Source organism: Coprococcus sp. AF38-1 (assembly GCF_003603945.1).
GTDB classification, from domain to species: Bacteria; Bacillota; Clostridia; order Lachnospirales; family Lachnospiraceae; genus Coprococcus; species Coprococcus aceti.
This window is the reverse complement of record NZ_QVGO01000001.1, coordinates 380,792-393,611: the sequence shown is the minus strand read 5'-3', so window position 1 is coordinate 393,611 and position 12,820 is coordinate 380,792. Positions and strand designations below refer to the sequence as shown.

At 44.6% G+C, this 12,820-nt stretch carries 13 protein-coding genes; 1 reads left to right on the top strand and 12 read right to left on the bottom strand.

Annotation, left to right across the window (positions count from 1 at the left end):
* Nucleotides 1–84: 84 nt before the first annotated feature.
* From DW025_RS01985 to DW025_RS01955, 7 genes are all read right to left on the bottom strand, one after another.
* A complete protein-coding gene (locus tag DW025_RS01985) occupies nucleotides 85–1,857 on the bottom strand; it encodes a Na/Pi cotransporter family protein (RefSeq protein WP_119998495.1) in 1,773 nt (590 codons plus the stop codon).
* 227 nt (nucleotides 1,858–2,084) lie between these two features.
* Nucleotides 2,085–2,345 carry a hypothetical protein gene (locus DW025_RS01980; protein ID WP_119998493.1) on the bottom strand — a complete coding sequence of 87 codons (261 nt, stop codon included), beginning with the start codon at nucleotides 2,343–2,345 and terminating at the stop codon, nucleotides 2,085–2,087.
* Nucleotides 2,346–2,378: 33 nt separating this feature from the next.
* Nucleotides 2,379–3,023 carry a phosphate signaling complex protein PhoU gene (gene phoU, locus DW025_RS01975; RefSeq protein WP_119998491.1) on the bottom strand — a complete coding sequence of 215 codons (645 nt, stop codon included), beginning with the start codon at nucleotides 3,021–3,023 and terminating at the stop codon, nucleotides 2,379–2,381.
* Between the two features lie 10 nt (nucleotides 3,024–3,033).
* Nucleotides 3,034–3,792: a phosphate ABC transporter ATP-binding protein PstB gene (gene pstB, locus DW025_RS01970; RefSeq protein ID WP_118649708.1), complete on the bottom strand. Its 759-nt coding sequence runs from the start codon at nucleotides 3,790–3,792 to the stop codon at nucleotides 3,034–3,036.
* A 102-nt stretch (nucleotides 3,793–3,894) separates the two neighbouring features.
* On the bottom strand, nucleotides 3,895–4,899 hold the full coding sequence (pstA, locus tag DW025_RS01965) for a phosphate ABC transporter permease PstA (protein ID WP_243104864.1): 1,005 nt from the start codon (nucleotides 4,897–4,899) through the stop codon (nucleotides 3,895–3,897).
* On the bottom strand, nucleotides 4,900–5,751 hold the full coding sequence (gene pstC, locus DW025_RS01960) for a phosphate ABC transporter permease subunit PstC (RefSeq protein ID WP_118017293.1): 852 nt from the start codon (nucleotides 5,749–5,751) through the stop codon (nucleotides 4,900–4,902).
* Nucleotides 5,752–5,758: 7 nt separating this feature from the next.
* Entirely contained in the window at nucleotides 5,759–6,652 is an 894-nt protein-coding gene (locus tag DW025_RS01955) for a substrate-binding domain-containing protein (RefSeq protein WP_118017291.1), read from the bottom strand.
* Between the two features lie 366 nt (nucleotides 6,653–7,018).
* Between DW025_RS01955 and tsaA the strand changes: the two genes are divergently transcribed.
* Nucleotides 7,019–7,732, top strand: a complete 714-nt coding sequence (tsaA, locus tag DW025_RS01950; RefSeq protein WP_118017289.1) for a tRNA (N6-threonylcarbamoyladenosine(37)-N6)-methyltransferase TrmO — start codon at nucleotides 7,019–7,021, stop codon at nucleotides 7,730–7,732.
* 14 nt (nucleotides 7,733–7,746) lie between these two features.
* Here the strand turns inward: tsaA and DW025_RS01945 are convergent, their stop codons facing one another.
* The 5 genes from DW025_RS01945 to pdxR all read right to left on the bottom strand — a co-directional run bounded on the left by DW025_RS01945 (nucleotide 7,747) and on the right by pdxR (nucleotide 12,820).
* Nucleotides 7,747–8,520: an aminotransferase class IV gene (locus DW025_RS01945; RefSeq protein ID WP_119998489.1), complete on the bottom strand. Its 774-nt coding sequence runs from the start codon at nucleotides 8,518–8,520 to the stop codon at nucleotides 7,747–7,749.
* Nucleotides 8,521–8,554: 34 nt separating this feature from the next.
* Entirely contained in the window at nucleotides 8,555–9,958 is a 1,404-nt protein-coding gene (pabB, locus tag DW025_RS01940) for an aminodeoxychorismate synthase component I (RefSeq protein ID WP_119998488.1), read from the bottom strand.
* 10 nt (nucleotides 9,959–9,968) lie between these two features.
* Nucleotides 9,969–10,553 (bottom strand): anthranilate synthase component II, encoded by a 585-nt coding sequence (locus DW025_RS01935; protein WP_022216626.1) that lies wholly within the window; start codon nucleotides 10,551–10,553, stop codon nucleotides 9,969–9,971.
* 309 nt (nucleotides 10,554–10,862) lie between these two features.
* Entirely contained in the window at nucleotides 10,863–11,195 is a 333-nt protein-coding gene (locus DW025_RS01930) for a cupin domain-containing protein (RefSeq protein ID WP_119998486.1), read from the bottom strand.
* Between the two features lie 65 nt (nucleotides 11,196–11,260).
* Nucleotides 11,261–12,820 (bottom strand): MocR-like pyridoxine biosynthesis transcription factor PdxR, encoded by a 1,560-nt coding sequence (gene pdxR / locus DW025_RS01925; protein WP_119998484.1) that lies wholly within the window; start codon nucleotides 12,818–12,820, stop codon nucleotides 11,261–11,263.

Sequence of the window (12,820 nt, the reverse complement as noted above, 5' to 3'; positions counted from 1 at the left end):
TTTCCCTGTGTAATACCACTTTCATTTACATGCGTATTGCAATTTTATTTTTATCATTATTTTTTTATTTATACATGCCAGATATCACTTCAGCTTGTACATCTCTCTGTAATATGTGTACATGCTCTGGAAATCTATGTTGGAATCCTTCTTCATGTTATCCAGATATTCATGTGTATCAAAGTTATCTGATTTTAACTGAAGCATTGCCACCGCCACGTTGGAACAGTGATCTGCAACTCTCTCATAATTGTTGATAAGATTCTCCAGTGATATTCCGAGCTCAATGGTACATTTTCCCTTCTGAAGTCTCTTGATATGCTGCTTCTTAACCGCGCAGTTGAGCTCATTGATGGCTTCCTCAAGCGGCTCCACATGGGATGCCTCCTGAAGATCTTCTTTGTCGTAAGCCTCCACAGTCATGCTGACTATGTTCTGAACTGCATCCTTGTATACACCCAGCTCTGACTTTGCCTTTTCTGAGAAGGACGCGCCCGCCTCATTCATCTTCCTGCATATATCCGCTATGGTTATGGCGTGATCCGACATTCTCTCAAGGTCACCTATGACATGAAGTCCGATCGATACCTTCTGGCTATCCTCATGGGAGAGCTCCTTGCTGCTGAGCTTTACCATATAAGAACCGACCTCATCCTCATAGGTATCTATGATGCCCTCAAGATCCTCAACCTTATCCCTGACCGCTTCATCATAATTATCAACCAGTGACAGTGCCATATCAACACTGTTCTTTGAAAGCTGAGCCATGTATTTTACGACCTCTATACAGTGTCCAACAGCAAATGCTGGTTTCTCAAGGAATCTGGCATCCAGACGCTTGAGCATCTCCAGCTCTGCAGGAGTATTTTTCTCCACCTCATCCTTATCTCTGACAGTGAGCGTTGCAAGCTTCTCAAGTCCGCCTGAGAACGGAAGCAGAAGAAGTGTCGCTGCAACGTTGAACACACTGTGTACAACAGCTATACCAGCTGCATTCGCTGAATCATTCAGGAACTGGAAGTGTACAAATGAATTGACCGTGTAGAACACCACCATGAACACGACTGTTCCTATGATGTTGAAGTACAGATGCACAAACGCAGCTCTCTTGGCATTCTTCTTGGTTCCTATACATGATATCAGTGCCGTTACACAGGTTCCTATGTTCTGACCCATGATGATTGGGATCGCCGTCCCAAATGACACAGCCCCGGTTGCACACAGCGCCTGGAGTATACCTACAGATGCCGAAGAACTCTGTATAATAGCTGTTATCAACATTCCCACAAGCATTCCAAGGAATGGATTGGAGAACATGGTGAGTATATTCGTAAATTCCGGTACATCCTTAAGCGGAGCAACCGCACCGCTCATCATCTCCATACCAAACATGAGCACTGTAAATCCAAGAAGGATTCCACCTATATCGTGCTTCTTCTCAGACTTGGTGAACATGAGGAATATTATTCCTATTACTGCGAGTATAGGTGAAAAGGATGAGGGTTTCAACATATTAATAAATATATTGTCACTCTGTATTCCTGTAAGGCTGAGTATCCATGATGTTACTGTTGTTCCTATATTTGCACCCATAATGATACCCACTGCCTGTCTCAGCTTCATGATGCCTGAGTTTACAAGTCCAACCACCATAACTGTGGTCGCCGATGATGACTGGATCACTCCTGTCACCGCGGCGCCCAGCAGAACACCCTTTATAGGTGTGGATGTGAGCTTTTCCAGTATCTTCTCCAGCTTACCGCCAGCCGTCTTGGCAAGGCCATCTCCCATCACGTTCATTCCATACAGGAACATTGCAAGTCCGCCCAGAAGGGATAACACATTGAAAATATCCATATCTTTTGTCTCCTTATTACATTTCCAATTACTTCTGTATAAGGACTTGTATATACAATATCCCTTTTACAGCGTCTGTTTTATCAGAGTCTATTGTAAAAGGGATATGTAAAATGTGAGATATGTGTATGTAAAATCTGTGTAAATTTAAAATCTATGTAAAATCCTGCAAAATATTTGGCACAGTTTTGTGGTATCACATAGACCTTTTTTCTGTTTTCATCTGTTTATTTGCTTCCCAGTGGCTCATTTATGAGCAGATACACCGCACTTCCAAGCATTCCTACCAGGAACATGCCGTAGCCGCCACATATGAACATCAGCTTTGCTAATGAGGCATCTCCAAGCACAGGGATCATGTGGAGCAGCAATGCTGCAGCACATCCCGCAAGTCCGCACACCACCATGCTGACTGTTATGAAAAGTTTCATATTGCCTATACCTGTTCTGTGTGACAGTTTATTTATCTTCGTACATACACACTTCATACAAATCACCTCTTTTCGTCCATGACTCAATCATCAGTCTATATGTTCTCCTGTTATTGAGAAGAGGACCCACTCTGATATATTCGTTGCGTGATCGCCAATCCTCTCAAGATACTTGGCAACCATAAGAAGGTCACAAGCCTGCTCTCCATCGTCAGGATTATCGTGTATCATAGCGATCAGTTCATTCTTGATCGTATCGAAAAGGCCATCAACTATATCGTCGTGAGCAATTACACTTTTTGCCTTCTTCTCATCAGCATTCACATACGCCTCTATGCTTGCCACCAGCATAACGATTGTCTCCTTTGCCATCTGCTGGACATGCTCAAGTTTCTTGATATATGGGGTTCCTGCCATGCAGAGTGTGAGCTCAGATATGTCTGATGCGTGATCTCCGATCCTCTCCATATCCGTTATCATCTTGAGTGCTGCGGATATATTTCTCATATCCCCGGCAACCGGCTGCTGGGTAAGGAACAGCTTGAGGCACAGATTCTCAATCTCTCTCTCCTGATGGTCAATGGCATCATCCGCCTCGATCGCCTTCTTTGCGAGCTCTGTGTCCTGGGCCACGAGAGCCTTGATCGCTGTCTCGATCGCCTGCTCGATCATAGTTCCCATCTCTATCATCTCTGCGTGAAGCTTTCTAAGCTGCATCTCATATTTGTCTCTCATCGTGTCCCTCCTAACCAAATCTACCGGTGATGTAATCCTCTGTACGCTTATCAGCCGGCTTGCTGAACATCTTTTCTGTCTCTGCGTACTCAACGACCTCTCCGAGAAGGAAGAACGCTGTGTTGTCCGCAACTCTGGTTGCCTGCTGCATGTTATGCGTAACCATGATAATGGTGTAATTGTCCTTCAGTTCAAGTACCAGGTCCTCTATCTTGGATGTCGATATAGGATCAAGGGCCGATGTAGGCTCATCCATGAGAAGTACCTCAGGCTCCACTGCCAGTGCTCTGGCTATACAGAGCCTCTGCTGCTGACCACCCGAAAGACCCAGGGCTGATTTCTTCAGTCTGTCCTTGAGCTCATCCCATATGGCTGCCTGTCTGAGAGATCTCTCAACTATCTCATCAAGCTTTGCACGGTTTCTTATTCCATGGGTTCTTGGGCCATATGCTATATTGTCATACACGCTCATCGGAAATGGATTTGGCTGCTGGAATACCATTCCAACTCTTTTTCTCAAAAGGTTAATATCCATTCCGCTGTATATGTCCTCTCCATCAAGCCTCACATCACCTGTTATCTTGCATCCCTCTACCAAATCATTCATTCTGTTGAGCGACTTAAGGAATGTTGACTTACCACAACCTGATGGTCCGATAAACGCTGTAACCTCATTTGCCGGAATATCCATATCAATACCCTTAAGGGCATGGAACTTTCCATAATAGAGGTTCAGATTTTTAACGCTGAACTTAACGTTATTATTCATCTATTTTTCTCCATTCTTTTTGAACACCAGCCATGCAAAATTTGCCTTCGGCAAATGGCTGGCGCTACATGCCAAGTTTTCATATAAAACTTGACACATCACTTAATTTGCTTTATCTGCTGCAACCCTGCCTGCAATCTTGTCGGACGCAAAGTTGATAAGCACTACAAGTACAAGAAGCACTACCGCTGTTGCATAACCCTGATCCGTGTGAAGTCCTTCTTTTGACAGGAGATACATATGAACCGCCAGAGTTCTTGTTGAATCGGTAAGCTTTGTCGCCATCTTTGCAACCGATCCTGCTGTGTATATGAGTGCTGCCGTTTCGCCCACGATACGTCCTGTCGCAAGTATGATTCCTGACAGTATTCCAGGAACGGCACTTGGAAGCACTACTTTGAATACTGTTCTGAGCTTTCCGGCTCCCAGTCCAAAACTTCCTTCTCTATAAGACTTAGGCACTGCCATAAGTGCCTCCTCTGTGGTCCTCATTATGACTGGAAGAACCATTATCGCCAAAGTTAGTGCACCGGATACGAGTGACAATCTAAGTCCACACGCATTTGTGAAAAACAGCATTCCAAATAGTCCGTATACGATCGAAGGTATTCCTGTAAGTGTCTCCGCTGTGATCCTCACTACCCCCACCAGCTTATTGCCAGTCTTTGCATATTCGACAAGATATATTGCTGCAAATATTCCTATCGGACCTGCTATCAGGAGGGACAGCAGCGTCATGTAAACCGTATTTATAAGTGCCGGTACCAGCGAACAGTTGTCCGATGTATATTCCCAGCTGAATATGTCCGCATTTAGATTTGGGATTCCCTTTACCAGTACATACACCAACAGAAATCCTATGGAGAGCACAGTTATGAGTGTCGCCAGATGTACAAAGATAAACATTATGAATGATCCCGGTCTCTTTCTGTACTCAGCCCATTTCTCAGACCATGTGCTCTTGTTTATAGCCTCTATGCTGTCCACATCAACTATGGATGAAGGATCGTCCTCAGGTGCCGTCTTTTTCGTGCTGATTATTGTATTTTTTGTTCTGTCATCGCCACATGCGACAACTGTCTTTATTCCTTCTACTCTCTCTGTCATCTATGCCACCGTCTTTCTCTTTATGATGGAGAACAGGAGGTTGATAATGAGTATGAATACGAACAGTACAACGCCCGTCGCTATCAGGGCCTGCCTGTGCAGGTCCGTCGCATATCCCATCTCCATTACTATATTTGTGGTGAGTGTTCTGACACCTCTCAGTATTCCGTCAGGCATATGGACCTGATTTCCAGCGACCATGATGACCGCCATAGTCTCTCCAACTGCACGGCCAACACCAAGGATAATCGCTGCCATAACTCCTGACTTTGCCGCAGGAACAACAGTCTTGAACACGCTTCGCTCATGTGTTGCTCCAAGTGCCAAAGCTCCCTGATAATACTTGTCAGGTACCGCTCTTATTGAGGTCTCTGATACACTGATGATAGTTGGAAGTATCATCATTCCAAGAAGTACTGATGCCGTGAGCATCGTATTACCATTTACTCCGAATATGCTTCTCACCATCGGTACAAGCACACACATTCCAAAGAATCCATATACTACCGAAGGTATTCCAGCCATCAGATTGATAAATGGCTTTATAACTTTATATAATCTGTCGGGACAAAACTTTGCCAGATATATCGCCGTGAGAAGTCCTATCGGAACTCCTATTATCAGCGCTCCGGCTGTCACATATATGCTTCCTAATATAAAAGGAAGAATGCCGTAGTATCCATTTGTAGGCTTCCAGATCTCACCAAGGGTGAAATCCCCGAAGCCTATCTCTTTAATGGCCGGTATTCCATTCACAAACAGGAACACACATATGAGCGCTACCGCCGCGATAGATACCAGTGCCGCTATCAGGAATACTACATGCATAATTGTTTCTTTAAGTTTATGCATAAGCTGATTACTTTACGTCCTCCCACTTTGCTGCTGAACCTGTGAATATGTCCTTGACCTGATCTACTGTGTAGTCCTCAGCAGGGTTGTTGTTATTTACTATAACTGCGATTCCGTCCATTGCTATTACTGTTGCCTTGAGACCAAGTGCTGTCTCTGTGTCCTTAAGCTCACGTGATGCCATACCTATATCGCATGTTCCATCTGATGTTGATGTGATACCTGTTGTTGAATCGCTCTCCTGAAGCTCGATGTCAGCATTTGTATTGATCGCCTTGTATGCCTCGATAAGCTTTTCCATAACAGGTGTTACTGACGATGAACCTGCAACAACAATCTTGCCCTTTGGATTTGTTGAAGTAAATGCTCCGCTGTTCGCAACCTCGATGTACTTATTTGCTGAGATGATCTTCTGTCCATCCTCGCTCATGATGTAGTTGATGAAATCCTGTGCAACATCACTGATACCATCCTTAGTAACGATATTGAAAGGTCTTGAGAGGGTGTATGAACCGTTGTTGATGTTGTCCTCACTTGCCTCAACTCCACCGATCTTGAGTGCCTTTACTGTATCGTTGAGTGCTCCGAGAGATATGTAACCGATTGCATAATCATCTCCTGCTACTGTTGTGAGTACGACCTCTGTGCTGTTGCATGTGATGGCATTTGTTGTTGTGTTGTCGACCTTATTGCCATCTGCATCCTTCTCCTCAACTCCTGTGAGCTCTACGAATGCTCCTCTTGTTCCTGAGCCTTCCTCTCTTGATACTACTGATATATCCTGTGCTGCATCGAATCCGCCATCTGCGCTCTTTGATGAATTATTTCCACAGCCTGCAAGACTTCCTACCATAAGTGCTGCTCCAAGTGTTACTGCCAATACTTTCTTTAATTTAACCATTTTCTTTTTCTCCTTACTTTGTCCATATTCTTTCTTGGAACATCAGCCATGCAAAATCGCCTATCGGCGATGGCTGATGCTGCATAACAATTTTCTACGAAAATTGTTACATGTGCCGGTTATCTCTTGAACCGGTCTTTGCAAATATTGTATTATTGGGACATATCATTCTTTGCTTATTTCCCGGAAAAGAACTCGCGCGCCTTTCGTTCTTTTCTTTGCACTATGATAAATGGCACAAGTAAAATACATAACCAACGCAATGTAAATTGAATGTAAAGTCGGCGTTAATCAATGCATGCTGAATGTACAGCAAATAATCTGTCATGACTTATAAATTACAACCAGAAAGTGGGATAAAAACACATGATAAATACCAGTTTAGAAGTAATAGGATATGTGAGATGTGACTACAAAGAGAAGTTCGGGATTCCAAGGCAGAGCGGTCTGACAGACTGCGCCGCCGCTTTTATAGAGGTGCTTCCACCGTACAATCAGGCAGAGGCTTTCAGAGGACTTGACGGATTCTCCCACATATGGCTGCTGTGGGACTTCTCCAGGGCTCACAAGAATGGTTTTACCGCAACAGTAAAACCCCCAAAGCTGGGTGGTAACCAGCGGATGGGGGTTTTTGCCACCAGATCACCATTCAGGCCGAACAACATCGGTCTGTCATCGGTGAGACTTTTGGACATTATATATAATGAAGAAAACGGCTGTGTACACGGACTTGTGGTGTCAGGAGCCGATATACTGGACGGAACACCGGTGTACGACATCAAGCCTTATCTACCATACACCGACAGCCATCCGGATGCGACCGGGGGCTGGACAGACTCCCTTGATATTCCGGAGCTGTCAGTACGTTTCTCTGACGATATCTCTGCCAAACTTGAAACGATATTTTCAAGTACACAGATCGAGGCCCTGAAAGAGATACTTGCGCAGGATCCAAGACCAGGCTATCAGGATGAACCGAATAGACGCTATGGAATGCTGTACGGCGGATACGATATAAGGTTTACCATATCTGGTGACACTCTTACCATATGCGAAGTGGCTGAGCCCGGACCACAATGATACAAAAAGGCATTTTACCGGCATAAAGCTGAAAAATTATGATATTTTCTCATTATCATGGCTGTGACGTTCCTCTCATCAAAGCTGATATTTCCCAACAGTTTCACCGGCATGACCCCCATCAGAGAATTGGTCACAAAGCATTCCTGATACGATGACAGTTCATCAGGGAATATCACCGTCTGTGTGACCGCCTCTGATTCACAGATATACTCCCTTACTGTTCCAGGCAGAATACCTGAGTCTATCGCGGGTGTGTATATCCTGCCATCTCTCACAAAAAATATATTGCTCACCGTACCCTCGCATATCTGTCCCTTTGTATTCAGGAAGATCCGTTCATCCATTCCAGCTTTCCTAGACCGCCTTTTTTCAAGAATGCAGTCTCCGTAATTCATGGTTTTATGATATACGAACGGCGATGTCTCATTTCTTCTAACATTACTTATGTCCATTGCAAACCCTCTTTCGTATATATCCGGGGTGTAAGGATTATCTCTCATTGAAAAAACCACATTTTCCTGAGTCAGCATGATCTTTAACGCACATCGCCTCATATGACCTGATCGATCTCTGTAATCATGCTCACTCATCCACTTTCTCAGATATTCCAGCACAGTCATCCTGTCTATGCCCCGTTCTGCTGGCATGCCAAGATCCAGGAATCTTGCAGCATCTTCCAGGCGTCTCAGATGCCTGTCAAGAAATATCGGCCTGCCGTCAACCACACTTATAGTTTCAAATGCTCCAAGACCAAATTGAAAGCAATCATCCATTTTTACATTCATTTTACATTTCTCCCATTTTCATCATTTTCAAATGCTACTGCAATGCACTGAGTATTGCTTTTGCCTTATCCCATGTCTCTTCATACTCTGCACCAGGATCTGAATCGGCAGTAATACCGCCTCCAACGCCAAGATAATACCTGCCATTTCTGTACAATACAGTTCTTATCACTATATTAAAATCACATTTTCCATCCAATGTAATATAACCAATGGAGCCGGTGTAAATATTTCTCTTCCCACATTCAAGTTCATCTGTAATCTCCATAGCCCTGCGTTTCGGCGCCCCCGTAACAGAACCACCCGGAAATGCCGCAGTAAGAAGAGACATCACATCTTCACCATCCTGCAGCATGCCTTCAACATTTGCCACCTGATGGAAAACAGTCGCATACTCTTCTATCGAAAACAGTTCAGTCACTTTTACGCTTCCCGGTCTGCACACATGGTTCAGGTCATTCCTCTCAAGATCTACAATCATCAGGAGTTCACTCTTTTCCTTCTGTGATTTCTCAAGCTCCCTCCTGAGTGCCTCATCCTCCCTGTCAGTCTCTCCCCGTCTCCTCGTCCCCTTTATCGGCCGGGTATACACATGGCGATCCTTTATCTGCATGAACCGTTCAGGAGATGCGCTCACTATCTGATAATCTCCCAGATCAAGATATCCACCAAATGGCGACGGATTGCTAACTCTCAGGTCATGGAACACGTCCAGAGGCTTTTTATCGCTGTCGACAATTATATGCCTTGTCATATTTGCAACATATACATCCCCCTCGGTTATATAATCCTTCAGTCTTCTTATAGAGTGCTCATACTCTTCCCTGCTGCATTCTTCGTACACATTCAAGTTATACTTCTTCCTCTTTTGTACATCTTCACTCGTCCTGTCAATTATATTGCCATTTTCCCGATCATCCCTGCCGCAATACTTCTCTATATCATTCTCCATTACATCAATATTTGACTGTGCATCACCTGTCATCCCATTTGCCACAAGACATGTCTCTTTTTTTAGACAATCTTCAACAACGAAACAGTCATAGAAGATCATGACTGCCTCTGGAACAGACACAAGGTCTTCATTGATGGAGCCAATCCCTATCCTGTCCATTCCATAATCGTAGGATACATACCCTATCGCGCCTGATACAATCGGCAAATCCTCCGGGCTCGTATCCATATGCTGTACAAGATACTGTCTCATATATTCTTCAAATGTTATATTCTTTTCAGAATCTCCATTAACCTCAAATGTATCCCCATTCTTAACAAGCCTGAGATATGGGCATCTCCCAATGATCGAATAGTGTCCCAGATTATTCACAAGGGATGAGTCAAGAAATGCTATTCCTGTCTCATCCTCATATATTTCAAAAACATCAGCTGCACACACGTATCTGTCAAGTTTTTTTACCACTCGTCTCATATTTCTCATATATGACTCCTTATCTGCAATTAAACTTCTCCGCCGCTATACAAAAATTATACAATATATCATGACCATACTCCGTAAGTACCGCTTCCGGGTGAAACTGCACCCCGTACAACGGCAGCCTTCTGTGTGATATTCCCATAACTGCACCATCCTCGGATATAGCATCCACCCGGTAATCATCCGGCAGACTACTTCCATTTATTACCAATGAGTGGTACCTTGTGACATGAAAGCTTTCCGGCAGCCGCGCGAACAGACCTGTTCCACAGGTATGTATCTCTGTCACCTTTCCATGCATTGGCATCTTTCCTTTTTCAACAATGGCGCCCGCACAATACCCAAGTATCTGATGCCCAAGGCAGACTCCAAGTATCGGAATCTTCCCCTTATACATGTTCACAACATCCACACACATTTTTGCCTCCCATGGCCGCCCAGGTCCCGGTGAAAGTATTATACCCTCCGGCTCCAGATCTTCCACATCATGCAGAGATATCCGATCGCACCTTTTTACGGTCACACATCTTCCCATTTCCTCGAAATACGCCTTCAGGTTATATACAAACGAATCAAAATTGTCTATCATCAGATACATGCACTTCTCCTTATCCGCAATCACTATAAAACACAAAAAGGATAACAGCCGGCATGCCAAAGCATGCACAGTCGTTATCCTTTTCGGTCCGTAATCTGCACGTTATTTTTATCTTTGATTTTTACAGATTCTAACATATCTGACCGCAGAAAGCAAATGCCTTTGCTGTTTTTGCGCAGTCCATCCATGTCATTCATAAAAAGCTGATGTTCCAAGGACTGTCATCTCCAGAGTAAAGTGGTATGGAAAAAGGACGATGATAGTTCCATATCAACGCCCTTTGTTTCTTTAAATATATTGTTGTTCCAACTAGTTGTGCTCTGGCACTACAGCATAGAACACCAGATCCTCATCGCCGTTGTTCTTCAGACTATGGCTGTGTCCCGGCGGGCAATAATGGCAGTCGCCCGGATTGAGTATCTCCATGGTATCGTCATACTCCATGGTTCCAACTCCTGAGATGATAAATATGATCTCGCTGTTAGTATCATGTGTGTGAAGACCTATAGAACTCCCGGCCGGAAGTGCTGCCCTCATGATCTTGTTGTAATTGCCTACGTGCATACGAGGCTTGAATACGCCTTCGCCACCCTTAAAGTTCTGAATATTCTGCTCCTCAAGTGAATCAAATGATATCTTCATCTGTTGTCCTCCTTACGAAAAATTCCTGCAAACGCGTGAAATGCGCTCCGCGCAGCGTCTGCATGCTATGTCGTCAAGCTTACCACACTCTCCAGAAGTCTGTCACAGGCTTCCTCTATTATATCCTCTTCTATGCCCGAATAATTGATAACCAGTGTGTGGCTGTCCTCCTGCTCTTTTCCGTGGCAGTACTGGCTGAGGCTGGATATGTTGATACCTGCCGCGGCAGCCCTGTCCACCATCTCTTTGTCCGTGTATGACGTGTCGATCTCCATAAGGAAATGAAGACCTGCATTCTCTTCCTTTATCGTTACCTGCGGATACAGCCTGTGGCTCCTGATACAACCAAGTATCCTGTCCCTGCTGTTCCTGTAAAACTTTCTCATCCTGTTGATGTGCTTTTCCAGATACCCCTCCTGGATAAACCTTGTGAGTGTATACTGATCAAAATTCGACACCGTACACGCATAAAAGCTTAGTACATGATTATACCTTACCATGAGCGGTATTGGCAATACCATGTAGCTTATTCGTATGGTTGATGACAAACTTTTTGAAAATGTATTCATGTATATGACCTTATCAGATGCGTCTATACTCTGAAGCGCCGGGATTGGATTGCCAACCAGACGGAATTCACTGTCATATTCATCCTCTATGATATATCTGCCCTCCTGCTTTGCCGCCCAGCCCAGCAGTTCATATCTCCTGCTCGCCGGAGTGACAGTTCCCGTAGGGAAATGGTGTGACGGTGATATATGCACCACATCAGCCCCGGACCGCTCTAGCGAATCTATGTTGACACCGCTCTCATCCATGTCTATATAACAGCATTTCACTTGATATGCATCGTATATGTGCTGTATCTTCTGATATCCCGGATTCTCCACACCGTATACGCTGTCCCTGCCGAGGAGCTGTATGATAAGACCATACAGATATTCCGTTCCCGCGCCGACTATGATCTGGTTCGGGCTTACAGACATCCCCCTGAACTGATAGAGATAATCCGCAATGGCCTTTCTGAGTTCAAATATACCACCAGACGGTGATCTCTTCATAAGCTTTTCCCGGTCATCCATCATCGTCTCCCTCATGAGCTTCGTCCATGTCGAAAATGGGAAGTTCTCACTGAGGGTGGAATTGTTCACAAAGTCGGCAAAGAACCTGTTCTGGCCAGAAGATTCTGCGTGTTCCCTGATCACATGAGAATGCTCTGTCACATGGTCTTCCGGTCGTATTCCGCGCATGTATGCAACGTCCGATTCATCTGAGGTCATGTTCTGCCTTGCATTATCTTTCATTACGGAACCTTCTGTACCGCCCTTATATTCACTGGCATAGTAGGCATTGCGCACTCCCACAACATCCGCATCCTCAGCCTTCACGTCACACACATAGAACCCGCTCTTCGGCTTGGAATAAATATATCCCTCAGCCAAGAGCTGACTGTATGCGTTTTCCACTGTGACGACGCTCACATTCAGATGAGCTGCAAGCGCCCTCTTTGACGGCAGCTTCTCATGGGCTTTAAGATTTCCTATCAATATGTCATTTTTTATCTCTTTGTACAAATGCTCATAGAGGAAATCCATCCCTCTGTCGTCAAATGAATATGTAAGCAT